Raw genomic sequence first — 25185 nt, forward strand, 5'->3', positions numbered from 1 at the left:
AAAGACTACATATTGCAACACAAAAAAACCGCGAAAAGGCGGTTTTTTTAGCTTAGATAATAAAAGACTAAGATACGGAAAGTTGATAGCCGAATCTAGTACCCCTCGAGAGGCAGGGTATGCTCCTTAATTTTGATATGGAAATAAAGCTTATACAGAATAGCCGCTACTTCCCCCTTGGTTAATCTATAATCATGTTCTTCACTATTTCTTAGAAGAAATTGAACACTAACATCTGCGTAACCGAGCTGGGAAATAACTGAACTTGCAGTATGTAAGTCTAAGAAATTATCAATTGTAAGCTTGAAAGAGTTAAGATCAGGATGGTCAGTTATTTTTCCAAGAGCCTTAAAAAAAGTTCCTACCGTAATGTCAGCTTCTGGATGAAAGAAACCGTCCGGTTCTTCTGCCATAATTCCTAAGCGGGCCATTAATTCAACCTGATCACGTGCCCAATAATTCATTGTATCAGCAAAGACCTCATTTAAAACGCTTTGAGGATTTAAAGTATAGGAACTTAATGCTGGTAGTTTATGATTGATTTCTTCGATCACCATTCGTGCCATTTGTTTAGCGCCAGCTTCTCGAAAGTGAGTATTGTCGTCTAGGCCATCTAGATAATTAGAGTGTTCTCCTGGACGTAGTTGCATGAAAAGCGGGTCTGTATTATTTAGTCCAAGGGAGTTATAAAAGGCCAAACTTCTTTGATTTAAATCAAGCAGAGTAAGCTTATTTTCGTTTGCTACCTCTCTCATTGCCTGAGTATAGGTAGGGAAAGAATCAACAAATGTTTTGGTTTCATTATCAAATGTTCTTCTGTTCATAGATGTAAGGCATACAGGAGTCCCGCCACGCTGAAGCGCACCTTTAATATATTTATTGTTTAAATAATCCTTGTATTGTTCGATGGTAACATATCGTTCCGGTTTTCCTTGAGCCATGTCGTTATGAGCAAATTGGATAAACATGTAGTCACCAGGTTTTATATCTACTAATAAATCATTCAATCTGCCTTCCTTATAGGCAAGTTTTGTACTTCTCCCACCCATTGCACGGTTATCAACCTTAATTTCTCGATTAAAAAAACGATGAATAACTTGGCCCCATCCTGCCATAGGTGATTGATCAAGACCGTATGTTTTTACCGTAGAATCACTAATCAAGTAGATACTAGGATTTTTACTTGCAGTACGTTTTGGTATTGGAGAAAGAGAAAGCTCACATAGGTCTTCAAATACTAAAGGAATTTCAAAGTATAGACTACTCTCGATTGCTGCAAACCTGAAACTTATCATGCTACTATCTTCTTCCTGTAGCCATTCTTTACTGATTTCTACGTCATTTATGAATAAAGGATTTTCAATTGTACAATTACGATTCACTTTTACACAAATTAGATAATCTTCTCCAGCATTAACATTTGCGCGAAAGGAGGTTGATTTTATATCATCATTGAAAGTTCCATACTCTAAACCATAGCCTTTTACTTGGTTATATCTTGTGTTACTGTTTATCACTGTATAGTCTGGATTTTCAATTCCAAAAATAAAATGTTGTCTCACCATTTCTCCTCCTTTTAAAAGAATTGTATATGTCCATTCCCGACATGTCCAATAAAATCACGTCATTAAACAAGTTATGTGTAATATTTAATAATCTATATCACTTGCACTAATTTTTTTCAACCTGAATAAGTCCACTTATTCCTCAAATAATAAATGTTAAAGACAAAAGGGAGGGGAAATAATGAGTTTATTACTAATCTTTTTAGGCCTAGTAATGTTTTTAGTCTATTTAATCAAAATGATACGACGAATGTTATCCAAGCGACAGGCTGAAGCTAAAACTATGTTTATAAGAGCAGCAATCGGTTTTGTGATATTTTTTATCGGGATTATGATTTTGCCTGAGACAGAACCTGAATTTACTGACACAGAAGAAGCTGAAATCGCGATTGAAGAAACGGTAGAAAAAGATAACGAAGAACATGATGAATCGGTGGAATTAACAGAAAGTCAGCAAGTTTCCGCTTATTCAATTGATATCGGAATGGCATTACAAGAACTAGGTTCTGCATTTAACGAAATTAGCGTAATCTTTGATAACGAAGGCTTCAATGAGGAAAGAAAAGAGGCAATCGATGGAGCAGTTGAGACAATTGAATCTAACATCAATTTTATCAGCAATTACGACCAAGTACCTGCACCACTAAGTGAACCTCATAGGATTTTGCTAGACGCCATTAACTATTACAAATCAGCTACTGATTTGTTACCTGAGTACTTGGAAAATAAGGACAATGATTTATTTAATGAGATTATGGCAAACATGATGGTAGGCCATATGCAAATAGATGAATTTTATAAAGAATTCCAAAATGTAGCTAATAACTATTAATCGGATATATAATTGGGTAACGATCATTGATTGTTGCCCTTTTTTTTCGAATGGAATCCCCTAATTTTTATAACTAGTTAGCTTGGATTAAGGTAATGATGAAATTGACTCATAAAAGGAAAAACATGTATTTTGTAGAATATTAATTTTACGGTGTATCGATTTTATAAAGGTGTGATTATGTGCAACAGAAGAAAATAGATGAGTTACTAGATTGGGAGGATAATTGACTTGATCGCGACGGATTAGATGAAAGGCTAGAGCGGAATGCTTAGTTAGAAGGGGGAGTTAGGTTGTACAAAGAGTTTATTAAACTAGATAAGAAAGAACCTTAAAGAGTAAGCGAAAGCGAAAAACATGTACTGAAACATTGGTACATGTTTTTTTTCACCACAGCCATATAGAAATTTCATAGTTTTCGCTTTACTTATTAGTTAGATTTGTGCCAAAATTTAATAGATAAAGTTAGAGGCAGAGTAAACGATGACTTGAGAAAAGGTGTGAAATGATGACTAACATAAATGCAGAGTTCATTACATATGACAAAGAGACAGAAACTGGTTATATTTTTTTTGCAGAGCCGAAAAAATTTGAGTTTTATACAGAAACTTTGCCAGAAAGTGAGCAGATCATTCTTGATTTAGGAAAAGAAGTTCCGATCGTTGGAATTGAGCTTGATGGTGCAGCAGCAAAGAAAATATCTGAATTGCCGATTGAACAGAGATGCTTTTTAAAAGAAACAGATGGTCAAGGACATAGCTACTACTCGTTTAAACTGGAAGACAAACCTGTGAGGCAAACGGTCACTTACGAACGGATTGTTGATGTGAAATTTCTTTTTGCAGATGATGATTGTTTAGATTTTATCGGAGTTGAAGTTTATAGTGACAATCCAAACTATATTTTTAATCAGTCTTCTAAAAATGATAAGTCAAAAGGAATGTTTAAAAAAATTTTAAACCGATTTGCAAAATAAACTGTACTTGATCGAAAAAGTAACCGGATGGAGTATTAGGAGGTCTTAATGAAGCAATTATATAAAGCTGTGACATATGATGTTTGTGAACACAATCACTTATATGAAGATATGAATGAATACTTTTTCGACTCTTTTGAAGATATGGAGAAGCAAATAAAAGAAATTGCAAAACTTGATATTGCTCCGTTAATAAAAGTCTATGAGTCCGATACAAGTGACTTTAAACAAATAAGGTTGTATAAAGAATACAGATTCGAGGTATATGACTGCGGTTGTACTAGGTAAAAGCGATTGTTAATAATCGCTTTTTTTTCTTTACTAAGTAAAAATGAGTAAGGACCTGAAAATTGGAAAAGATAACAAATGTTATAAAAAATGTTGAGGGAGTAGTAAATTGGAGAATTTCAAATCAACTAATCGTGAACGGCGTTTTAAAGCCCATGTAAGTCTCCTCGGAACCACACAATTACATCTACGAAACCCCTATATAATTGCTTGGTGGTCAGCTGCATTTCCGGGCTTCGGTCATCTCCTTTTGTCAAAATATCTTAGAGGGTATGCGCTTTTTGTCTGGGAGATCCTCGTTAATAATATGGCTAATATCAATCTAGCCATGGTCTATTCCTTTACTGGGAATATTGGAAGGGCTAAGGAGGTTCTTGAACCGAGATGGCTTCTTTTGTATATACCGGTCTATATTTTTGCGATATGGGACAGTTACCGAACCACGGTTGATTTGAACAAAGTATTTTTGCTAGCAGAACGTGAGAATGCAGATTTTAATACATACAGCATTGGTTCAGTTGAAATTAACTATTTAGATAAACGAAGACCGATTATGGCGGTCTTATGGTCACTATTTACTCCAGGATTAGGGCAACTGTATATCCACAGGGTTTTGACAGGAGCTTTTACGATGGTGTTTATGATTGTGTTCGTTTACTTTTCCGGTGTCCTTGTTGCAGTGCAGCACCTTTTTCTAGGAGAAATAAACTTAGCAACACAAGTCCTTGACCCACAATGGTTATTATTCATCCCTTCTCACTACGGATTTTCAGTTTACGATTCCTATGTGAATACAGTAGAGAACAATAAACTGTTTGAAAGTGAACAAAGGAAATTCCTAAAGAAAAAATATCAACACTATCGCGTGAAGATCGCCCAAAAAGGATGAGGTGACAATCTTGCAGATTTTTTCAACCTTTGAGCATTCAACTTATCTTGAATTAGCAATTACGTCATTAGAAAAAGTAGGGATAAAAAAGCAACAGATTCTTGCCGTTCCGCTTACGAATCGAGTTGAAGAGAGAAGACTATTTGATACGCTTCATCGTGCAGATGGTGTAAGCCTATTTGATAAGGGGGCAGCGATTGGAACTGCGTTCTCTGTTATTGGCGCAAGTGTCGGTTTTGTCTTGGAATGGGGCCCGATATATTGGGGATTAATAGGTGCAGCCGGAGGATTTGTCATTGGCTTTCTCATCGATTATTTTATCTTTAAAGTCATACACAAAAGAAAACGGGAACTCAAAGGTAAGAAGTCTGAAGTAGTAGTCGTTATTGATTGCTCTGATGAATTGGTCGAAAAAGTAGAAAAGGTATTATGGGATCACCTAGCACTAGGAGTTGCTAAGGTAGAGGAGTAGTTACTGGTTTTGGGGCGACTTCAAAATGAAAGTCTGCTACTTATTTGCCTTGCATATTCCTTCATATATTTTAACAAGATTTCTCTCCAGAAAGACTTTGAGGCGAGAGGGAAAAAAAGATTTATTAAATACTAAATAAGGTCAAATAAACCTACTTAAAAAATCAGTAGGTTTTGTTTTTGTTATCTTAAATAATTTAGTAAGTAGATTGGATTAATATGGTAAAATTTTAGTGAAAGGAGGCGAAGAACGATGTATTTAACGTTCATTCTTTTATTTACCATTGCACATGTTGTGTCGTATACCGTAGCTGGAGCGATTGCACTGAAGTTTAGTAAGGATATTTACGAGACGAAAAATAGGCTCTGTCATTTTTGAATGACATGGCTTTGGACAAAGAGCGAAAGCATGTAGAGAAGTATTTTCTGCCAGCCCAAATAGTTAGAGGTTTGTTAATGGCATTGGTTCTATTGCCGTTAGTAAATGCAATCGGAGATCTAGGGCCAGTCGTACAGTTCATATTCTTTGGTAGTTTGATGTTTGTATTTACCCATATTTCATCTGCGTCACCATTTTTGGATAACATTGAGGGGCAGGTATATTTCAAAAAAGAATATTTACTAAAAAAATCGTTATTGAAATTTCAACTTGAGATGGTAATGTATGCTGTGTTCTTCAGTTTGATTATGACGGTATGTATTTCCTTTTTCAGATAGTGAAAGGAGGAGTGTGTGTTCTATCTTACAAACCTCCTAGTTAAGATTATGCAAAGGTGAAATGAAAATCACAGTAGCAAATAGCGTACTGTGATTGCCGAGTAGTTAATTCTCAATTTCCTTAATGATCCTGGCGGGATTGCCACCGACGACCACATTGTCTGGAACACCTTTGGTTACGACTGCGCCTGAAGCAACGACTACATTGTTGCCGATCGTCACGCCAGGGTTGATAAGCGCTTTTCCGCCAATCCAAACATTGTCACCAATCGTAACCGGTATGCCGTATTCCGCACCAGATATTCTTTCAACAGCATTGAGCGGATGAGTCGCAGTATAGATGTGAACAGCGGGAGCAATGAAACAGTTATCACCAATTCGAATGTCACAAACATCCAAAAAAACACAATCAAAGTTCGCAAAGAAATTCTCACCAACATGAATGTTATACCCATAATCACAACGAAACGCGGGTTCGATGAAGAGATTTTCACCTGTGGAACCGAACAGTTCCTTTAACAATTCCGTTCTTTTTTGATCATCTGTTTCAATTGAATCATTGTAAAGTCTAGTAAGTCTTCGAGCATTAACTCTATCTCTCACTAATTCAGGATCACCTGCTTGATAAAGTTCGCCGTTCAGCATTTTCTCTTTTTCAGTTCTCATAAATTCTCCTTTTAATTGTAAAAAATCGTATTTGTGGCGAATAAGAGCCAATATCACAAATAAAGAGCTGGCTTCTTTTGTATAGTAGTTCCATTATTACTTTAGCGAGTGTGTACCATATATAAATAGTAGCACACACTTGGTAGAAAATATAACCATGGCTAAGAATAGAACTTTCCTATCTAGGAATAAGCAACTTAGACTATTCATAGATATCTGCATAGGATTTCTAATTACTAAATCTGGTTAGTTTTTTATCGTAAAGGAGGCGAAGTTGATGGTATGGTATCTAATTTTACTTTTTGTCGTATCGTTATTGGTGTTAGGATATTTCATTGATAGAAGAACCGATAGGTATAAATCGGTGACTGATAAAAAAGTTAAAGAAAACATTGAAAAAATTAAAGATGAAACTCAAAAACATAATCCACCCAATAGCAATAACATAGGTCCATGGTAAGGATTTGTATATCTAAGGGAAAGAAGCTTCAAGGGTTCAAGTTCAGTTCCACTGAGCTTGAACCTTTTGCTTTTAACTTTGGAAAACGGTGGAGTAGTGACAGATTTTGGGATAGCCAAACCTGGATTGTGTGGGAAATTTTAAGGATAAGGGCGTTAACCCAATCCCATTTGCCTATAGACGCATATCATTTATTGTAATGAAAATAACAGGAGGAGGAATTATCTTGACTAACTATCATCAATACATGGCATCCCCTCAGGCATATAACTATCATGTCAATGATCAACGGTTTGTGCCAGGTTTAGGATTAGGACTTGGCTTTTTAGGTGGCCTAGCTACCGGTGCACTATTAACTCCAGGACCTGGCTTTGGATATGCCTACCCGCCTTACCCATATTATCCAAGACCATACCCAAGGCCATATCCATACCCGTATTTCGGCTATCCTTCCTATCCATATTACCGGTAATGATGCCAATAAATATGTCGTAAAAGGATAAGTCATCTAGTACTATAAAAGTTTGTAAATTAGGGCTGCCACAGTTCGTAGACTGTGGTATTTCTGTGGAATAGGGGGGATTTCTTAGGAAAGAAAATTAGCCTTGCAGTGTTTCTACAGGGCTTGAAAGCGGTATACGTACTTAATCAGGAGTATGTTCATTTCTGGTTAAACTCTCTAACTTAAGTAGTTCCCTATAATATTTTTTTCTAATTTTGATCATAAAGTATTGCGTAAGTAACCCAATAACAAAACCGATGATTAAATGAATATTCCAACTAAGTCGTATTGAAAAAATAATGATAACACCACTATAGAACAAACTGAAAATAATTGGGATCGTTAGGTAATTTACTACCTTCTGTCTCCAATGATCCATATACATAATGTTACTTAGTGTAATTCGGTAAGTTAACATTCCCACCATAATTCCGAAAACTATGAAATAGGGCAATGAAACGCCTCCTTTTTTAAAAAATATTTATAAAAATCTTAGATGATGTCTAACGCATAGCGTTTCTAATCAAGCTAGTAGTACCATATATATGTAGGCAAAAATGTTTGGTTACTAACCATAATTAGTCACTTTAAATTCTAACCTATCTTTTCTAAAGGCTCTTTTCTAAAACATTGTTGCTTTTTAACTTAAAATAATTGGAAAAATTCCTTAGATGAAAATATCACCCAATAAATTAAATTGAGTAAGAAAAGAGTAATAGCCTTTAAAAAAATGTAGATCTGACTTTATTTTTATAAGTTTACATATAAAGGAAATGAGTTTCCGGTTTAATATGGATAACAAATTCAAGTAAAAGAGAAAATACCATCGTATAACTTAAAAGGAGGAATTACGGTGAGAAAAATTCTTATGAATGCGTTTATGTTGCTCTTCATATTTTCTTTAATTGGGTGCAACGGCGTAAACCAGGGGGCACAAAATCCTCAGCAAGGGTATGGGTATCAGGAGAGAAATGTGACTGACTCTGATACGGCTCACTTGCAACCATTCAACAACACCCATACGGCCAATCGCCAACAAGGGAGAACTGGCAGTCTACATAATCGCAACCGCCAAAGAGACCAAGGAGAATTATTTGGCCAAAATAGAAACGATCAAGATTGGGAGACTGAACAGGGCCAATTACGCGGACAAAATAGAAACAATCAAGACCGCTGGAACGAACAAGGGCAATCGTCTAATGAACATGGCCATATCGACAGACGCCCAACACAAGAAAAGAAAGGGAAGAAGCCAGCGGCTAATCCACGCTTTAAACAAATTCAACTTTTAGGGATTAACGACCTTCACGGACAATTAAACGTCACCCGTCGAGTCAATAACAGACCTGTTGGACGTGTCGATTATTTAGCAGCCTATTTAAAACAGCGGGCAGCTGATAATAAAAACACATTATTTGTTCATGCGGGTGATATGATTGGCGCAAGTCCGCCTATTTCAGCGTTATTACGAGATGAACCAACGATTGAATTTTTAAACAAAATGAATTTTGATATAGGAGCGGTAGGAAATCATGAGTTTGATCGTGGCGTAGATGAACTACTGCGGATCGACGCTGGTGGTTTCCATGAAGAAACTGGCGAATTCGGTGGTTCAGATTTCACATGGCTTGCAGCTAATGTCATAACTGAAGAAACAGGTACGCCAATTTTACCACCATATAAAGTGGTAAAAGTTGATGGCATGGACATTGGTTTTATTGGAGTAGTAACAACCGATACACCGAATATTGTTATCCCGAGTGGTGTTGCTGGACTAAAATTTATCGATGAAGTAGAAGCGATTAACAAAGCAGTTGCTGAGCTAAAGAATAGGAAAGTAAGAGCAATTATTGTTCTGGCTCATAATCCAGGTAGTTCAAATATGAATGGCCAACAAGCTACAGGTAATTTAGTGAGAATTGCCAATGAAGTGGATGATGAGGTCGATATCATTTATGGTGGTCATAACCATGCGTATATGAACGCACTAGTTGATGACAAGCTCCTAATTCAATCATATTCATTTGCAACAGCCTTCTCGGATGTCGATATCGAAATTGATCCTCGAACAAAGGATATTGTTACGAAAAATGCTGAAATTGTCAATGTGTTCCAAGAAGATATTGACCCAGATCCAGAATATACAGAGTGGGTTGCGCAATACGAACAACAAGTCGAAGCTATTGTCCAACGTGTCGTTGGAACAGCAGAGACTAGACTACGAACACAACAAAATGAACATGGCGAATCTGCTTTAGGAAACCTCATTGCCGACGCACAGCGGCAAGCGATGAATGCTGATTTTGCGTTTATGAATCCTGGAGGAATTCGAGCAGACATCAATATGGGAGAAGTTACATGGGGTAGCGTGTATACCGTTCAACCTTTTAATAATATGCTTGTAAAAATGACATTAACGGGGCAGCAAATTCGTACTGCTCTTAATCAGCAATGGCAACCGAATACGACAAGGATGCTCCAAATTTCAGGATTATCCTATATGTGGGATGCTCTTCAACCCCCAGGTCAAAAGGTGTTAAGTATTTCTTTACCAGACGGATCAGAACTAGATCCTGATCAAACTTACACTGTTGTTGTGAATAGTTTTCTTGCTGGTGGAGGAGATAGCTTTACAGTTTTTCGTGATGGCACAAATCGAGAAACAGGTCCTGTTGATTTAGATGCGCTTGTCGATTACATCAAATCATTACCACAACCATTTAACGCAACCATTGAGGACCGTATCCAAAAGGTACAATATTAATTAAACAAGAGAAACCGCCGTCAATCGACGGCGGTTTTCCTCTTATTTATTTACTAGTTAATTGAGCTTTCTTAAGGTCAGATCGTGTAAGGTCGAAACGATCTGCATTCATCACTTTTACCCAAGCAGCTATAAAGTCACGCACAAATTTTTCTTTGTTATCGTCTTGAGCATAAACCTCTGCAATAGCACGTAGAACTGAGTTTGAACCGAACACTAGGTCAACTCTAGTTGCTGTACGTACCACTTCACCTGTTTTGCGATCACGTCCTTCATATACGTTTTCGTCTACAGGCTTCCACTGTACTCCCATGTCAAGCAAGTTAACAAAGAAGTCGTTAGAAAGAGTACCTACAGTATCAGTAAATACGCCGTGATCGCTACCACCGTAGTTTGTACCTAGAACACGCATACCGCCAATAAGTACAGTCATTTCTGGGGCAGTAAGGTTAAGCAATTGTGCCTTATCTACTAATAGCTCTTCAGCACTTACGCTGTACTGCTTCTTTTGATAGTTGCGGAACCCATCAGCAACAGGCTCTAACACTGCAAAACCTTCTACATCAGTTTGCTCTTGCGTGGCATCGCCACGTCCAGCAACAAAAGGAACAGTCACATCAAAGCCTGCCACTCGTGCAGCTTTTTCTACTGCGGCACTACCACCAAGTACGATTAAATCAGCAAGGCTGACTTCCTTATCGTATTGGGCTTGAATACCTTCAAGTACAGAAAGCACTTTTGCAAGTTGTTCTGGTTGATTAACTTCCCAATCTTTTTGTGGAGTAAGACGGATGCGGGCACCGTTAGCACCGCCACGCTTATCTGAGCCACGGAATGTAGTAGCTGAAGCCCAAGCAGTTGTAACTAACTCACTAACTGTAAGCCCTGAGTCTAAAATTTTTGCTTTAAGCTCTGCTACTTCTGCATCAGTTAAATCAGAATCAGCAGTTGGTACAGGGTCTTGCCAGATAAGATCTTCTTCAGGAACCTCTGGACCTAGATATCTTGTTTTAGGACCCATGTCACGATGTATTAGTTTGAACCAAGCACGAGCAAATGCTTCTGCAAACTCTTCTGGGTTCTGATGGAAACGACGAGAAATCTTTTCGTAGTCTGGATCAAAACGCAGTGCCATATCTGCAGTAGTCATCATGGTTGGAACTTTAACTGATGGATCTTCAGCATCTGGTGCAAGGTCTTTCTCATCAGCATCAACAATTAGCCACTGATACGCACCTGCTGGACTCTTTGTAAGCCACCATTCATATCCAAACAATAGATCAAAGTAACCATTATCCCACTGTGTCGGATTAGCAGTCCAAGCACCTTCAATACCGCTAGTAATTGTGTCACGACCTTTACCGCTACCATGTGTGCTTAGCCAACCTAAGCCTTGCGCTTCAATAGGAGCAGCCTCAGGGTCTGGACCAACATGAGCAGCATCCCCTGCACCGTGTGCCTTACCAAAAGTGTGGCCACCAGCCACTAGGGCAACAGTTTCTTCATCGTTCATTCCCATACGAGCAAAGGTTTCGCGGATGTCACGAGCACTTGCAAGTGGATCTGGTTTACCGTTTGGTCCTTCTGGGTTAACGTAGATAAGACCCATCTGAACGGCAGCAAGTGGATTTTCAAGGTCTCGATCACCCGTGTAACGGTTATCGCCTAGCCATTCTTTTTCAGTACCCCAATAGATATCTTCTTCAGGATGCCAAACGTCTTCACGTCCTCCACCAAAACCAAATGTCTTTCCACCCATTGATTCGATAGCAGCATTACCCGCAAGAACCATTAAGTCAGCCCAAGAGATTTTGTTACCATACTTTTGCTTAATTGGCCAAAGTAGTCGACGGGCTTTATCTAGGTTGCCGTTATCTGGCCAGCTGTTAAGTGGAGCAAAACGCTGAGTTCCGCTTCCAGCACCACCACGGCCGTCACCTGTACGATATGTACCAGCCGAGTGCCATGCCATACGGATAAAGAATGGACCATAATGTCCATAGTCAGCAGGCCACCAATCTTGGCTGTCTGTCATTAAGTCGTAAAGATCCTGCTTAAGAGCAGCGTAGTCTAACTTATTAAATTCTTCTGCATAATCAAAGCTTTCCCCCATAGGGTTAGATTTTCTGTCATGCTGATGGAGAATATTCAAGTTCAACTGGTTTGGCCACCAGTCTTGATTTGACGTACCACTAGATTTAGGGCTAGTAGTGGCGCCGTGGTTAAATGGGCATTTTCCAATGTTAGCATTTTCTTTCGCATCCATCGTTTTTCCTCCTCATTTTCTGTAATTTAAGTAGTGAACAATTATGCCTCTAGTCGAAAACCTTACAAACTAGCAAACAATAATTATTCTTATTTCTATAATCATTATAATAAACTATTATTAACAACTTCAAAAAAAAAGACTTGCAAAATGTAAATTAAGGAAATAAAAAGACACAAAATAGACACTTACAGCCAGAATAGGAAGATGGTGGAGGTTTATCAAGTAATATTTTCTTGATTGTAGTCGGAAACAGTGCTATACGGACATCTTTTGTCATTTAACTAGCTATTTTAATAGCGCAATTTTCGAGGAAAACATATGTAAACATATTGTAAATGTCGTAAATACATAAGTAAGTGGTTTGTGAATATCATTTCATAAGGAAGTTTAATGAGCCAATGGTATCGTTGAGTGTTTTTACTACAAAAAACAGGGTGTGCTCAAAATGAAAATTATTGAAATGATAGATTACTTAGATGAAGCAGACGAGTATATTAAAGATAAATTTGGTGTTTCAAAGCTTCATATGACAGAGGCTTTGAAAGGTATCCATGCTACAATTACTTGGTTGACCAGTTCAATTTATCAAAAAGTAATCGAAGATATTGTTTTCAATATTACGGATGAACCGATCAATTTCCCAGGCGAATTAGGGGTGTATGATGAGGAACATTTTCAAGCGGTCATCTATTTAAACATTATGGCCATTGCAGAAGACTACAAAAATAAGGAATATGTACTTGAAATGAATAAAAGTGAAGTTAAATGCTTTGAATATGCTGCCTTTGTTTGTCTTCATGAAGTCGGTCACCTTTTCCATGGCCTGATTGGCGGAAATGGGAAGGAGAAACGAGATCGCATTTTTGATTATTTCGATAAGGGAGAATACTTCTACAAACGCTTTGTTTCAGAAATGAAACACGGTTACACATATAAGGAGAAGAAGAAGTATCGAAACATTCCCCATGAAAAGGCTGCGGATAATTTTGCAAAGCAATGTTTAGCTTTAATGGTAATGGATTTGTAACAGGTGTATTCCTACCAAGAAAGGGTGTCAGTCGAATGAATTGATTAAATCAATTGTTCTTCACCTACAACAATACGGTAATCATCAATCTGTAGTGTATACGCATGGTCCTTACATCGATAAATGACTTTGTTATCGTCTTTGTTTTCTTCAATTTTACTTTCTGGATAAAAGACGATTAAGATATCCTCATGGTATTCATATGGAAGTTGAATGGTAGGAATTGCACTTTCAAGTAAAATGAGTCCATGTTCCACAAAATCTCCGTTTCCATCCGTTTCACGAAAAATCTTTTCAATTTCTACAATTTCAGCTTCCTTTTTTTGTCCTTCAATATCTGCAATAATCGTATCTCCAATTTGATACATGCAAAAATCATTCCTTTCATTATGTAGCGTTATTTGAGAAATTATTAAATAAACACATTTTCATTATAGCATTTCCGAACGGTTGTATTTCCATAATTAAACAATGAAAAATAGAATTTTCTATTAACTAGCTGTATAGTGAGATATGGAAATGTAGCACAGCAATTGGAGGTACAGGTGTGGACTAGGGCAGTCAGGTTTTACGCTCAAAAAATAAATACCTATATTACTTAAAGGAACTAAATAGGGGGAAGTATAGTGATAAAAGCTGTAATTTTCGACTTTGATGGTTTAATTATAGACACAGAGACAGCATGGTTTCAGGCTTATAAAGAAACTTTGAATGTATTTGAATTTGAGTTGGATCTAGAACAGTTTGTTAAAGTAGTAGGTTCAGATGGAACTTCTTTTTTACTTATTTGAAAGAACAGATTGGGGAAAGTTGTGATATTCAGGAGGTAAAAGAAAAAGCAAAAGGGCTACATAAAGAAATGATGAAATCTCCCCAGGCCCGTGAAGGTGTGAAGGATTATTTAGATGAAGCGAGGTCGCTAGGATACAAAATTTCTCTCGCGTCTAGTTCAACAAAAGAATGGGTCACTTACTATTTAACTGAACTTGGGCTTATAGGCTATTTTGACTTTATTATCACACGGGATGATGTTGACAAAGTAAAACCAGCACCGGACTTGTACCTAAAAGCACTTGAAGCATTAAATATTCATCCCAACGAGGCAGTTGTCTTTGAAGACTCATTAAATGGACTTCAAGCAGCTTTAGCAGCTAGATTAAAATGCGTCATCGTTCCTAACCCTGTTACTGAAGCATTACCTTTTGTAAATCACCATTTACGTCTTAGATCGATGGCAGAAATGGGGTTGGCTGATGTGATAAAACGTATTTAGGAAGCGCGGTGACGGTTCTACTGTTTCTTTCGTTTAGCAAAACGAAAGAAGCAGCAGAACCGTCACCATGTCACATCAGTAAGGACGATCAAACCGTTTTTCATACGCACCATTTTTTTTCAGTTGTGGATCCCAGAAAAAATAGTTTAATAGTCCAATCTTCGTAAATAATTTCAAGAAAAGTTGCCCACTTTTATTAAATCGAACTGGTTTGGCTAATCTGCGAATAGTTGCTTCGTTAAAGTACCCTTCATACACTAAGTTCACAATGGCTTTTACGATCGGTTCAATCATATTTTCTTGAGCTTTAATCGGTCTCACCTGCAAACCTTCAACCCCGCCCTTAATGGCTGTACCACTATAAGTTCTTCCTAATCTGAGCGCCAATTGTTCGAAGTATGCCTCGAGATAGTGAGATTGACTACTTTCAGGAAAACCAGATTGTACAAAAAAGCTTATACTCCCTTTAGAAACTTGAAGCTTTTCGATAAATCCCATTACGTGGGAAGGCATTGCATGGACATATAAGGGCATAAAGAACATAACATGTTTCTCACCTTTAAAAGATTCTGCCCACTCCTCCCATTTACCTCGTTTTTTCAAATCACGTATCTCAACCCTATCACCAAGGGCTTCATTCACTTTATTCAGGATAAGTGTTGAGTTGCTACCACTTTTTCTAGGAGAACCGTTGTAAATCACTAGTTTTTCTATCGGTTCAATTGATGAAAAGTCTATAATCTTATTTTTCGCCATCCTTGATTCTAGGTGGTGCAATTGAAGAGCACCACCTTTTACAATGCGGTAGACTTTAGATGATTTAAAATGGTAGGCAGTACGATACAAATAATCTTCAATAATCTGTTCTTCTTGATTTGTTAAGCCTTTCGTATCATAGAAAAATACCATGTCAGGATAGGAGTCATATCTAGCAACATGATGGCACTCCCCATCTATCAATTCAATATATGGGTGGTAGTGGGGAATTGTCCTGTCCAAAAAAGCTTTCGCTTGATGGTTGATAAATCCTTGGGCTGTATCCATTAGTAATATTACAGTATTACTGTTTACATAGTTAGGATAAAATTCAGTCATTTGATCTTTCATTACACATTTACCAGGGGTCCTTAGCCAACATGTCCAACAGCCAGTACATGGAGTTATAGTTTGATCCTCTAATTTAACGATGTTCAATGGTTCATTATAAAGATTTTGGATGGCATCATAAATATCATCCTCTTGTTTTTCCCTTAAATCAAACAAAGTTTTCATTATTATCCCTCCTTAATACCTTTGTTCCTTGTGGTGGGTTCATTTGACCTATTTAACTCGCAATGTAAGGATATACACCCCAAAAACAATATCGTCCACACCAAAAGAGGATTTTCACAAATGATTTCTTTAACTAATCCTTTTCTTCTAGTATCCGAAGCAGCTTTGGCACTATTTTAAATGGGGCAGGAGCCGCTGTTACTTGACTTACAGTTCCTGAAACAATGATATCTAGTTTTTGACAATAAAAAAGCCAAGATCCAACAGCACCAGTATGCCCTATTAATTCAGGCATCTGGCGAAAAGGCGTAAAAAGACGAGGCATTTTAAAGCGCATCATCCCTAGTCCATATTGTATCGGCCAACCTGGTGCTAACAGACTAATTCCAAACCCAAATGTTTGCCACTGAGAAAGCATTAATTGTAAAGTTTCTGGTTTATCAAAAACTTTACCATCGACTAAAGCCCTCATAAACTTGATGAGATCATTCACAGTACTATTAAGATCCCCGAAAGCTCGCATCGCCTGTGGCTTATTGTTAAATGGTGTGTCTTCAATCCAAACTGTAGCAACAGGTCCCAAAGGTTCTAGTGGTTTAGAGCCTGGAAGAAATGTATTTACTAAATGCAAAGGTTGAAAAAGCATATCCTTAAAAGCGTCTTCTATAGTTTTTTTTGTTACCGTTTCAATGATGGCAATTAGCATTTGAAAGTTGGTGTCAGAATAACGTATCCGGTATTTCGTTTTACTAAAGTCTTGAGGCGGGAAAAGGGGAGTATTCACTTTCTGAATTATTTGTAGTGTGTCATCAAGAGACCAGGACATGTCGTTTCCTTCTAGTACTCTATCGATTATTGTTTTACCACCTTTCGCCTTAACCTCCAGATAATCTGGGATCCCAGAGGAATGGCTCATTAGATGCTTGATCGTTAACTGATCATAATAATCTACACCGCTTATGACATGCACCCCCTTTAGCAGATCCCCAGGGAGATAATTGATAACTAAGTCATCAATGGAAAGCTTATTTGTTTCGTGTAACTTGAGGATCGATGAAGCAATGTAGAGCTTTGTTATGCTGGCGATCCAAAATGGCGTATCAATCGCCATAGGCGTTCCATCAGGCTGCGCAATGCCTTTAGCCCCACTCCAACTAAACGAACCATCTCTACTCTCCACAGCCATTATTGCATGCCTGACACCTTTCATACCCATTAGTTGGTCCAAAAGGCCCTGAAGTAACCTTGTTTGCGTTTCATTTGAATTCATTGATATTTTTCACACCTCCGTTACATGAATAGCTTCATGCTATGAAACTTTTTATTTGAACCAGTGCTTCAAGCGAACAGTGTAATAACTAATTAACAAAAATTCCTAATCGCTCCTAAATTATACCACTTAGACCACTTATCTTTCGTAAAACAATAAGAAGATTTTGAAAACAAAACAAAGGGACGGTTGCACGAAAGTCTGAGGTGTAGGAAGCGCGAGAACCGTCCCCACGCTTCTGAAACGCACGAGACTACTAGAAAAACTTTAACGTCGGTGACCTTGCAAGGAATGCTCTATTAAAATTTATGCATATTTTGCTGAAAAACAGCGAAAAACAATTAACAGAATTTTTTAAAAACTGATTGACTTTCATCTTAAAAGAAACTAAGATGTATTTAAGACATCATATGATGTTATATTATATCGGAGGTGCTAATTTTGAAATTAGAACATGTAGAACAAATCAATCATGCTGTTAATGCCGTTAAAGCTAAAGAGGTTAAGAATTTTTATTTTGTTGCGTGTGGAGGTTCGATGGCGTCACTAGCAACTGGAGATTATTTTTTAGATCGGGAAATTGATGTTCCAAGTCGAGTGTATACTTCCAATGAATTCATTCATAGTAACCCAAAGGGATTAGGGAGTAACAGTGTCGTGATCCTTCGTTCTCACTCAGGTACGACGCCAGAGACAGTTGAGGCAGCGAAATTTGCTAGAGAAAAAGGTGCCCTAACAATAGCTATATCAATGGAGGTTGAATCACCTTTATGCCAAGCGGCAGAATACGTGGTCCACTATAATTACAAAGACGGGTCTGATGCTATTGACGGCGAGACTGGGGTTTATTATAGTTTAATTTTCGGTATTCTTAATGCGATCTCTCCAAATGAAAAGTATGATAGAGTCTTAAATCAACTAAATCACTTGGAAAATCTTTTCGAAGTTAACAAAAAAAGGACATTTGAAACAGCCTTTAACTTTGGTAAAGTCAACAAAAGGGAAAAAGTTATTTACACAATGGCTAGTGGCGCATATATTCATCAAGCTTACTCATTTACTAGTTGTTTATTGATGGAAATGCTTTGGATCCATTCTAATGCCATTCATTCTGGTGAATTCTTCCATGGACCGTTTGAAGTAACGGATTATGATGTTCCTTTCTTAATTATCAAAGGAGAAGGCGCTAGTAGACCTTTAGATGAGAGAGCAATTGATTTTGTCCAAAAGTTTAGTGAAAAAGTAGAAGTCGTAGATATTGCAGAGCTTGATTATCAGGGAATTGATGAAGATCTAAAAGAATATTTTGGACCTGCAATTGCTGGAGTTGTTTTACGTCAGTATGCTGATGGATTAGCTGAACATACGGGGCATCCGTTATCTGTTAGACGTTATATGTGGAAAATGGAATATTAAAAACAAACTAACATTTTAAAAAGGGGCGTAGTAAAAATGAGAAGATTATTTGCATTCGTCATTCTAGTACTGTTTCTTGTTCCTCTAGTTGTGGCTTGTTCATCTGGAGAAAACAATTCTTCTAAAGAAGTAACTGGCGAGGAAACCGTTGAAATTAATTTCTTCCATAGATGGCCAAATGAGCCACGTAAGTCTTTTTATGATGATAAAATAAAAGAGTACATGGATGCAAATCCACATGTGAAAATTAATGTTGATGCTGTTCTAAACGATTCCTATAAAGAAAAAATTAGAGTACTAGTTTCAAATGATAATCTTCCAGATATTTTTACATCTTGGTCAGACTCCTTTGCACTTAACCTTGTTTCTTCAGAGCGAATTAAACCTTTAAATGAAATTTTAGAGGCTGATAAAGCTTGGTCAGGAAATATTATCGAATCTCAATATGGTGGCTTTACGTTTGATGGTGTTACCTATGGTGTTCCATTTACAATGGATGGTAAGGCTTTCTTCTATAACAGAGAAATTTTTGAGGAACATAATATTCAAGTGCCAAAAACGTATGATGAGTTCATTAATGCATTAGATCAGCTACAAGCTGCTGGTTACGAAACGCCGTTGGTAGAAGGGTTAACAAATGCCTGGGCAGTATCGCACTATATGGGATCCATTTTTCAAAGATTGCTAGATCCTGAGGTGTTAGCTGCTGACTATAATGCGAAGACTGGTGAGTTTACTGATCCTGGTTACATTAGAGGATTAGAGGTCTTTCAAGAGTTAACTACTTATATGGGTGATCTCTCGACTGCAATTGACCATGAAACAGCAAGAAATATGTTCGGCAATGGTGATATTCCTATCGTTTATATGCAGTTTGCAGAAATTAAGCTAGTGAAAAACATTGGTGGGGTGGAGTTTGGCTTCTTTAACTTCCCTAAATTCGCAGATGGAAAAGGAGACCCTGATGCGTTAACAGGTGCTCCAGAAGGTTGGATGTTAAGCAAAAATGCTCCACAAGAAGCAGTTGATTTCTTGAAGTTTTTAACTTCACAAGAAACTGCTTATGAATTTACAAAAGTTGATGGGCAATTAAATGCTATTAAAGGCGGAGTTGATGAGGGGAATACAAGTCCTGAAAGCTTCGAAGCATATAACATTGTATTAAATGCCACAGCCCCAGTCCCATGGTTTGATAATGCTGTTAATATTAACATTGCTGATATTTTCATGAGAGGTGGCCAGTCATTAGCAACTGGTCAGATGACTCCTCAAGAAATTGTCGATGATGTCAAACAGCGTGCAGCTCGCCTGAGAACTGAATAACAGTTTATTTCTCAACTGATCTAAGATTCAGGGACGTCCTGAATCTTAGATTTATAAATTACTAAGTTAGGGGTGACATCCATTGCCTAAGTATAGAAGTAGGATGGCTTCAATTCTTTTCTTGCTCCCAAGTATTGTTTTACTTCTCATTTTTGTATTTATACCTCTAATACAAAACTTCTACAATAGTTTCTATGACTTCTCGGTTTTTTCTCAGACAAAAACGTTTGTAGGATGGGACAACTTTAAGATATTTTGGGACGATAAAGTTGTGAAAGTTGCTTTAGCAAATAACGTAAAATATGCTGTTATTTCAGTAGCCTTGCAGGTTGCTTTTGCCCTAGTGTTAGCCTATATACTAGAAGAAAAAGTATTTAGAAGAGTTGCACCATTTTTTTAGAGTCGTTTATTTTATGCCAGTAATGATCTCAATTTCAGTTATTGCACTACTTTTTGGATTTATATATAATCCACAGATGGGCCTATTAAATAGTTTTTTAGAATTGATAGGACTAGAACAATTTGCAAAACCTTGGCTTGGTAATTCTACCACAGCTATCTATGCTGTCATTGCCATGTCACAATGGCAAAGTATAGGTTTTATCATGGTATTGTTTATCGTTGCTATTCAGAAAATTCCAAAAGAACAATATGAAGCAGCAGACATAGATGGGGCTGGGAGAGTTCGCAAATTCGTCAGTGTAACTGTACCACAGGTAAAAGAGGCAATCTTTGTAAACACGCTCATTACAATTACGGGATCAATGTTAGTATTTAACGAACCTTATATTTTAACAAATGGTGGGCCAGGTTTTAGCTCTACAACGATGGCTGTTCATATGTATCAGGAGGGGTTTGTAAAGGATAATATGGGTTATGCCTCAACTCTAGCAGTGGTCATTTTTGTCCTCACAGCGATACTAGCATTAATTCAAATACGTTTGTCTCGTACCGGAAAGGATGATTAAAATGGCGGTTTTTAACAAATCATCTTATAAAAATAAGCATTTTGGCTTTGGAGAAGGTTTGACATTGCTAGGTTTAATTATAGGTGCCATCGTTATTCTTTACCCTCTTTTTTGGATGGTCGTGTCATCAATGAAAACCTATGATGAAATTTATAACAATGTTTGGGGGTTTCCTAGTAACTGGCAAATCCAGAACTACGTCGAAGCATGGTCAAAGGGGATCTCAAGTTACTTTATTAACAGTGTGATAGTCACCGGAACCACTATTATCGCAGTGATTGTTTTTGGTTCAATGGCAGCATTTTCATTGGCTAGGTATCGTACTCGAATGATTGACCTTGCACTCGTGTTTATTATTGCCGGGATGATGATTAATCCTCAAGTAGCCATTGTACCATTGTTTGGGATTTTAAGTTCTTTGGACATTATCAATACAAGATGGGCGCTTATATTACCTTATATCGCTTTTCGATTGCCGATTACCATTTTATTAATCCGCTCCTATTTTTTAAGTATTCCTAAAGAACTTGAAGAGTCTGCGATTATTGATGGCTGTAGCGAATTTGGCATCTATTGGAAGATTTATCTTCCTATCGCAAAACCAATTTTGATAACAGCTGTAGTTTTAACCGCATTTTTTGCCTGGAATGAGTTTCTCTTTGCTACTATCTTCATAGATTCTAACTCATTGAAGACCATTCCATCAGGTTTAATGAATTTTAGGGATGCATTAAGGACTGATTGGGGCGTTCTATTAGCGGGGATGGTTATTTCGTCATTGCCGATGATCGTACTCTTAGTTGCACTTCAAAAACATTTAGTAAGAGGTTTATCAGAGGGATCTGTTAAAGGTTAAAAAGAAAGGAAGATTTTATGAAAATTATTGCTGTTGGAGATAATGTTGTCGATTGTTACTTAGATCAGGGAAATTATTACCCTGGGGGAAATTGCGTGAACGTTGCAGTTAACTGTAAGCGATCTGGAGCAAGTGAGGTGGGCTATATTGGAATTTTTGCCACAGATGATAAGGCTGCACATCTGAAATCAGTGTTAGAAATAGAAGGGATTGACTATCATCGCTCAAGAACAGTAGAGGGTGTAAGTGGTCAACCAAGAGTGAATTTAACGGAAGATGGGGACCGTGTTTTTGTAGGTGGTCCGAGGGATACAGTTCAACATATTGTTAAGCTTAAGTTGATTCAGCAGGATTATGATTATATTAAGGACTTCGATCTCTGTCATTCTAGCTGTTATTCGTCAATGGAAGAAGAATTACCTAGCTTATCCAACTATATTAAAATTTCCTTTGACTTTTCAGATAAATATACGAATGACTATCTAGAGAAAGTTTGTCCTCATATCTCATACGGATTTTTTTCAGGTTCTCATTTAAGCGATTCAGAGCTAGAAGAGCTAGTTGATACCCTTTCCAAATTCAAGCTCGAAGTAATTGGAATTACAAGAGGTTCCAAACCTGCCCTGTTCATTTATAACGGTACTAGGTATGATCAGGAACCCGTTGAAACCGATGTGGTCGATACAATGGGAGCAGGTGACAGTTTTATTGCTGGATTTTTAACAGCTTTTGTTGATACACAAAATATGTCTGATTCCCTTACATTCGCAGCGACAAAAGCAAGTGAGACTTGCAAAGTGTATGGCGGGTTTGGGTATCCAAAAGAGTTGTCTGAATAATCCTTATATGACTGAAAGCTCTCCTGTTCAAGCGCCAAATTGAACTTCTTCGGACGGACTTTATTTACATTTTTTCTTAATTATGAGTCAATTGAGTTTGTCTCAACGAACTAATACGTTATAATAAAGATATAATTAAAGTGAATTAGGGGTAGCTATGACTGAAAAAAAATCGATAAGTTCAGAGAATCCAGTATTTTTATATGAACAGGTAATTATTAAGATTAAGGAAATGATCGCAAACGGTGAAATTGCTCCTGATGAGAAATTACCAAATGAAAGTGAATTATGTGACCTATTTGATACAAGTAGAATTACGATACGTAGAGCGCTAAAGGAACTTGCAAATGAGGGTGTCATTGAAATTTTGCATGGTCGTGGAACGTTCGTAAGAGAAACAAAGCAACAAATCCACATTCTTAACCTAAAAGGATATACAGAGGGAATGTGGATAGGGCAAAACTCGATTACAAAGAAAATATTAAGCAATGAAATCGTAACAGCAGATGAGAAGCTAATGGAACTATTTGAGCGAAAAGAACCATTTGAGGTATTGAAATTAGCTAGACTTATAAAAGATTCAAATAAGGCATTTAGTGTTGACTTTGCCTATTTCCCCTTAGATATTTATCCTGGTATTAGTGATTTAATAGAAGATAATGTTTCAACATTTAATATTATTCATAATAAGTACGGCATTAAGTTCGGCAAAGCGAGAAAAGAAATGGAAATCGTTCAACCTTCACCTGAGATTAGCAACCTGTTAGATGTTTCCAGAATCGAACCCCTTGTACAAATAAAAAAACTTATCAGAGATGAATATGATGTTCCAGTCCATTATTCAAAATACTATCTATACGCAAATAAGATAAAGTTTTACATTGATGTTGATATGAACGAGGAAGAACTACCTCATTAAAATAACCAGAAAGGCTACCTTCATTAATAAGGTAGCCTTTTGCTTTGGTAGGAAGCGTGGGGACGGTTCCCTTCTTTAGAGTTCTCCTTGATATTTTTTCATCTTATAAATTACAGAAGGTTGGCTTATCCCTAAATACTTTGCCATTTCATACGTAGTTTTGCATTCCTCGAAGGCTCTCTTAATTAAGTGTTTTTCTACTTCTTCTAGTGTTTCTTTCAAACTTTTCTTGCCCGCATTTTTTTTCTCGAGGTTCCAATATTCGTTACCGACAGGTTCTTTTAGCGTTTGTCTAAGGGGAAAAGGAAGGTGCTGTGGATAGATTGTGTCTTCCTCAATGGTTAAAACAACACGTTCGATTATATTCTCTAATTCACGAACGTTTCCGGGCCAATCATAATTCGATAATACTTCATAGGTAGAAGGCTGTAGCTTCTTTGATGTCTGATACTTTTCGTTCATCATTTGAAGGTAATGCTGGATAAGGATGGGGATATCTTCCTTACGTTCGGTTAAAGCAGGAATTTGTAGGGGGATGACGTTTAAACGATAAAATAAGTCAAGCCTAAATCTTCCTTCATTAACCATTTTCCCTAAGTCTTGATTTGTGGCAGTGATCAGTCGGAAATTGACGTGACGTTCATTCTTTGCGCCAATGCGCATTATTTTTTTCTCTTGAAGTACTTTAAGTAATTTAACTTGAATGGCGAGGGGTAATTCACCAATTTCATCTAAAAATAACGTTCCGTTATCAGCTTGCTCAATCAAACCTTGTTTCCCTGTTTTATGAGCTCCTGTAAAGGACCCTGGTTCATATCCAAACATTTCAGATTCAAATAACGTTTCAGGGATAGTACTGCAATTGACTTCGATAAATGGCTCGGTCTTTCTAAGACATTGATCGTGAACGGCTCTAGCGAGTGTACTTTTCCCTACACCTGAGGCGCCTAAAAAAAGAATGGTTGCATCTGTTTTTGCAACTCGAGAAATGGTCTTGAAAATTTGCTGCATACTTGTACTTCGAAATAAAAAGGGGTGCTGACCCAAATTCTTCCCACGCAGTTCCTCGACCTCTGTTTGATAGCCTTTAATCTTTTGTTGTAATTGTTTGTATTGTGACTGAAGATTCAAAATTTCCGTTTGGTCTTGACTAAAACTAATGGCTCTAATTAAACGACCAGAATGATTAAAAACCGGGAAACCAGTAGACATAACGACGCGACCAGTCTTAGTATGTTGCATAGCACGGACGTATTTTTCTTCTTTAAGAACTAAGGCATTGATCGAAGGTGAAAGTACGCCTTCCTCTTCAAATTGATATACGGATTTTCCAATATATGAATCAGGTTTTAACCCATACATGATCCAATGATTTGGATTGGAGCGTAAAATAATTCCATTTTCATCAGTGATTGTAATATTGTTGTTAGAAGTTTCGATTATTTTGTTTAATTCCATTTCTAATGTATTGCTGTTCAAGATCATCGCCCATTTCATAGTAAGTTAATTAAACTATAAATTAAAATTAACAGAATAATCAATAATTAAATCAAATTTCCCCTCTTTTTAATTAAAAATTAAATCAACGTAGGTTGAAGGGTTAAGTGGAGTAATATTACTGGT

Annotated in this window: 24 protein-coding genes and 2 pseudogenes; 18 read left to right on the forward strand and 8 right to left on the reverse strand. The window is 37.2% G+C overall.

Going from position 1 to position 25185, the window contains the following annotated elements; translation table 11 throughout:
- Window positions 1-95: 95 nt before the first annotated feature.
- On the reverse strand, window positions 96-1565 hold the full coding sequence (locus H1D32_RS21215) for a rhamnogalacturonan acetylesterase (RefSeq protein ID WP_261180186.1): 1470 nt from the start codon (window positions 1563-1565) through the stop codon (window positions 96-98).
- A 181-nt stretch (window positions 1566-1746) separates the two neighbouring features.
- On the opposite strand from H1D32_RS21215, the gene H1D32_RS21220 reads away from it, so the two are divergent.
- The 7 genes from H1D32_RS21220 (at window position 1747) to H1D32_RS21250 (ending at window position 5738) form a co-directional block, all read left to right on the forward strand.
- Window positions 1747-2397: a hypothetical protein gene (locus H1D32_RS21220; RefSeq protein WP_261180187.1), complete on the forward strand. Its 651-nt coding sequence runs from the start codon at window positions 1747-1749 to the stop codon at window positions 2395-2397.
- Between the two features lie 505 nt (window positions 2398-2902).
- Window positions 2903-3373 carry a DUF2283 domain-containing protein gene (locus H1D32_RS21225; RefSeq protein WP_261180188.1) on the forward strand — a complete coding sequence of 157 codons (471 nt, stop codon included), beginning with the start codon at window positions 2903-2905 and terminating at the stop codon, window positions 3371-3373.
- A 48-nt stretch (window positions 3374-3421) separates the two neighbouring features.
- Window positions 3422-3661, forward strand: a complete 240-nt coding sequence (locus tag H1D32_RS21230; RefSeq protein WP_261180189.1) for a hypothetical protein — start codon at window positions 3422-3424, stop codon at window positions 3659-3661.
- 109 nt (window positions 3662-3770) lie between these two features.
- Entirely contained in the window at window positions 3771-4550 is a 780-nt protein-coding gene (locus H1D32_RS21235; protein ID WP_261180190.1) for a hypothetical protein, read from the forward strand.
- A gap of 10 nt (window positions 4551-4560) precedes the next feature.
- A complete protein-coding gene (locus tag H1D32_RS21240) occupies window positions 4561-5022 on the forward strand; it encodes an inorganic phosphate transporter (protein ID WP_261180191.1) in 462 nt (153 codons plus the stop codon).
- A gap of 252 nt (window positions 5023-5274) precedes the next feature.
- Window positions 5275-5400 carry a hypothetical protein gene (locus H1D32_RS21245; protein ID WP_261180192.1) on the forward strand — a complete coding sequence of 42 codons (126 nt, stop codon included), beginning with the start codon at window positions 5275-5277 and terminating at the stop codon, window positions 5398-5400.
- 77 nt (window positions 5401-5477) lie between these two features.
- Window positions 5478-5738 (forward strand): hypothetical protein, encoded by a 261-nt coding sequence (locus H1D32_RS21250; protein ID WP_261180193.1) that lies wholly within the window; start codon window positions 5478-5480, stop codon window positions 5736-5738.
- Between the two features lie 105 nt (window positions 5739-5843).
- Here the strand turns inward: H1D32_RS21250 and H1D32_RS21255 are convergent, their stop codons facing one another.
- Window positions 5844-6404, reverse strand: coding sequence for a maltose acetyltransferase domain-containing protein (locus H1D32_RS21255; protein WP_261180194.1), 561 nt, complete (start codon window positions 6402-6404; stop codon window positions 5844-5846).
- Window positions 6405-6681: 277 nt separating this feature from the next.
- On the opposite strand from H1D32_RS21255, the gene H1D32_RS21260 reads away from it, so the two are divergent.
- On the forward strand, window positions 6682-6864 hold the full coding sequence (locus H1D32_RS21260; RefSeq protein WP_261180195.1) for a hypothetical protein: 183 nt from the start codon (window positions 6682-6684) through the stop codon (window positions 6862-6864).
- Window positions 6865-7090: 226 nt separating this feature from the next.
- On the forward strand, window positions 7091-7336 hold the full coding sequence (locus H1D32_RS21265) for a hypothetical protein (RefSeq protein ID WP_261180196.1): 246 nt from the start codon (window positions 7091-7093) through the stop codon (window positions 7334-7336).
- 172 nt (window positions 7337-7508) lie between these two features.
- On the opposite strand, the gene H1D32_RS21270 is transcribed toward H1D32_RS21265, so the two are convergent.
- On the reverse strand, window positions 7509-7820 hold the full coding sequence (locus H1D32_RS21270; protein WP_261180197.1) for a hypothetical protein: 312 nt from the start codon (window positions 7818-7820) through the stop codon (window positions 7509-7511).
- Window positions 7821-8219: 399 nt separating this feature from the next.
- On the opposite strand from H1D32_RS21270, the gene H1D32_RS21275 reads away from it, so the two are divergent.
- Complete coding sequence (locus H1D32_RS21275) at window positions 8220-10130, forward strand: 5'-nucleotidase C-terminal domain-containing protein (RefSeq protein ID WP_261180198.1); 1911 nt, start codon at window positions 8220-8222, stop codon at window positions 10128-10130.
- A 46-nt stretch (window positions 10131-10176) separates the two neighbouring features.
- On the opposite strand, the gene katG is transcribed toward H1D32_RS21275, so the two are convergent.
- Window positions 10177-12396: a catalase/peroxidase HPI gene (gene katG, locus H1D32_RS21280; protein ID WP_261180199.1), complete on the reverse strand. Its 2220-nt coding sequence runs from the start codon at window positions 12394-12396 to the stop codon at window positions 10177-10179.
- Window positions 12397-12844: 448 nt separating this feature from the next.
- On the opposite strand from katG, the gene H1D32_RS21285 reads away from it, so the two are divergent.
- Window positions 12845-13426, forward strand: coding sequence for a hypothetical protein (locus H1D32_RS21285; protein ID WP_261180200.1), 582 nt, complete (start codon window positions 12845-12847; stop codon window positions 13424-13426).
- A gap of 44 nt (window positions 13427-13470) precedes the next feature.
- Here the strand turns inward: H1D32_RS21285 and H1D32_RS21290 are convergent, their stop codons facing one another.
- Entirely contained in the window at window positions 13471-13794 is a 324-nt protein-coding gene (locus tag H1D32_RS21290) for a hypothetical protein (RefSeq protein ID WP_261180201.1), read from the reverse strand.
- A gap of 261 nt (window positions 13795-14055) precedes the next feature.
- Here H1D32_RS21290 and H1D32_RS21295 point away from each other — a divergent pair.
- Window positions 14056-14699, forward strand: a pseudogene (locus H1D32_RS21295) (HAD family hydrolase).
- Between the two features lie 75 nt (window positions 14700-14774).
- Here the strand turns inward: H1D32_RS21295 and H1D32_RS21300 are convergent.
- Window positions 14775-15971 (reverse strand): flavodoxin family protein, encoded by a 1197-nt coding sequence (locus H1D32_RS21300; protein ID WP_261180202.1) that lies wholly within the window; start codon window positions 15969-15971, stop codon window positions 14775-14777.
- Window positions 15972-16104: 133 nt separating this feature from the next.
- Window positions 16105-17241, reverse strand: a complete 1137-nt coding sequence (locus H1D32_RS21305) for a serine hydrolase domain-containing protein (protein WP_261180203.1) — start codon at window positions 17239-17241, stop codon at window positions 16105-16107.
- A 432-nt stretch (window positions 17242-17673) separates the two neighbouring features.
- On the opposite strand from H1D32_RS21305, the gene H1D32_RS21310 reads away from it, so the two are divergent.
- From H1D32_RS21310 to H1D32_RS21335, 6 genes and pseudogenes are all read left to right on the forward strand, one after another.
- Window positions 17674-18657 carry an SIS domain-containing protein gene (locus H1D32_RS21310; RefSeq protein WP_261180204.1) on the forward strand — a complete coding sequence of 328 codons (984 nt, stop codon included), beginning with the start codon at window positions 17674-17676 and terminating at the stop codon, window positions 18655-18657.
- 36 nt (window positions 18658-18693) lie between these two features.
- Complete coding sequence (locus tag H1D32_RS21315; protein ID WP_261180205.1) at window positions 18694-19980, forward strand: ABC transporter substrate-binding protein; 1287 nt, start codon at window positions 18694-18696, stop codon at window positions 19978-19980.
- Window positions 19981-20083: 103 nt separating this feature from the next.
- Window positions 20084-20948, forward strand: a pseudogene (locus H1D32_RS21320) (carbohydrate ABC transporter permease).
- 1 nt (window position 20949) lies between these two features.
- A complete protein-coding gene (locus tag H1D32_RS21325) occupies window positions 20950-21804 on the forward strand; it encodes a carbohydrate ABC transporter permease (protein WP_261180206.1) in 855 nt (284 codons plus the stop codon).
- A 17-nt stretch (window positions 21805-21821) separates the two neighbouring features.
- The gene (locus H1D32_RS21330) at window positions 21822-22643 is read left to right on the forward strand and encodes a PfkB family carbohydrate kinase (RefSeq protein ID WP_261180207.1); all 822 of its coding nucleotides are present in this window, start codon (window positions 21822-21824) and stop codon (window positions 22641-22643) included.
- Between the two features lie 157 nt (window positions 22644-22800).
- Window positions 22801-23562, forward strand: coding sequence for a GntR family transcriptional regulator (locus tag H1D32_RS21335; RefSeq protein WP_261180208.1), 762 nt, complete (start codon window positions 22801-22803; stop codon window positions 23560-23562).
- Between the two features lie 75 nt (window positions 23563-23637).
- On the opposite strand, the gene H1D32_RS21340 is transcribed toward H1D32_RS21335, so the two are convergent.
- The gene (locus tag H1D32_RS21340) at window positions 23638-25047 is read right to left on the reverse strand and encodes a sigma-54 interaction domain-containing protein (RefSeq protein WP_261180209.1); all 1410 of its coding nucleotides are present in this window, start codon (window positions 25045-25047) and stop codon (window positions 23638-23640) included.
- Between the last annotated feature and the right edge of the window lie 138 nt (window positions 25048-25185).

Source organism: Anaerobacillus sp. CMMVII (assembly GCF_025377685.1).
Classification (GTDB): Bacteria; Bacillota; Bacilli; order Bacillales; family Anaerobacillaceae; genus Anaerobacillus.

Bases quoted from the DNA above. Each gene is read 5' to 3' on its own strand.
- H1D32_RS21330 (WP_261180207.1), top strand. From the start codon at position 21,822: ATGAAAATTATTGCTGTTGGAGATAATGTTGTCGATTGTTACTTAGAT.
- H1D32_RS21245 (WP_261180192.1), top strand. From the start codon at position 5,275: ATGTATTTAACGTTCATTCTTTTATTTACCATTGCACATGTTGTGTCG.
- H1D32_RS21255 (WP_261180194.1), bottom strand. From the start codon at position 6,404: ATGAGAACTGAAAAAGAGAAAATGCTGAACGGCGAACTTTATCAAGCA.
- katG (WP_261180199.1), bottom strand. From the start codon at position 12,396: ATGGATGCGAAAGAAAATGCTAACATTGGAAAATGCCCATTTAACCAC.
- H1D32_RS21335 (WP_261180208.1), top strand. From the start codon at position 22,801: ATGACTGAAAAAAAATCGATAAGTTCAGAGAATCCAGTATTTTTATAT.
- H1D32_RS21300 (WP_261180202.1), bottom strand. From the start codon at position 15,971: ATGAAAACTTTGTTTGATTTAAGGGAAAAACAAGAGGATGATATTTAT.
- H1D32_RS21315 (WP_261180205.1), top strand. From the start codon at position 18,694: ATGAGAAGATTATTTGCATTCGTCATTCTAGTACTGTTTCTTGTTCCT.
- H1D32_RS21250 (WP_261180193.1), top strand. From the start codon at position 5,478: ATGGCATTGGTTCTATTGCCGTTAGTAAATGCAATCGGAGATCTAGGG.
- H1D32_RS21230 (WP_261180189.1), top strand. From the start codon at position 3,422: ATGAAGCAATTATATAAAGCTGTGACATATGATGTTTGTGAACACAAT.
- H1D32_RS21305 (WP_261180203.1), bottom strand. From the start codon at position 17,241: ATGAATTCAAATGAAACGCAAACAAGGTTACTTCAGGGCCTTTTGGAC.
- H1D32_RS21285 (WP_261180200.1), top strand. From the start codon at position 12,845: ATGAAAATTATTGAAATGATAGATTACTTAGATGAAGCAGACGAGTAT.
- H1D32_RS21215 (WP_261180186.1), bottom strand. From the start codon at position 1,565: ATGGTGAGACAACATTTTATTTTTGGAATTGAAAATCCAGACTATACA.
- H1D32_RS21225 (WP_261180188.1), top strand. From the start codon at position 2,903: ATGATGACTAACATAAATGCAGAGTTCATTACATATGACAAAGAGACA.
- H1D32_RS21220 (WP_261180187.1), top strand. From the start codon at position 1,747: ATGAGTTTATTACTAATCTTTTTAGGCCTAGTAATGTTTTTAGTCTAT.
- H1D32_RS21325 (WP_261180206.1), top strand. From the start codon at position 20,950: ATGGCGGTTTTTAACAAATCATCTTATAAAAATAAGCATTTTGGCTTT.
- H1D32_RS21260 (WP_261180195.1), top strand. From the start codon at position 6,682: ATGGTATGGTATCTAATTTTACTTTTTGTCGTATCGTTATTGGTGTTA.
- H1D32_RS21340 (WP_261180209.1), bottom strand. From the start codon at position 25,047: ATGATCTTGAACAGCAATACATTAGAAATGGAATTAAACAAAATAATC.
- H1D32_RS21290 (WP_261180201.1), bottom strand. From the start codon at position 13,794: ATGTATCAAATTGGAGATACGATTATTGCAGATATTGAAGGACAAAAA.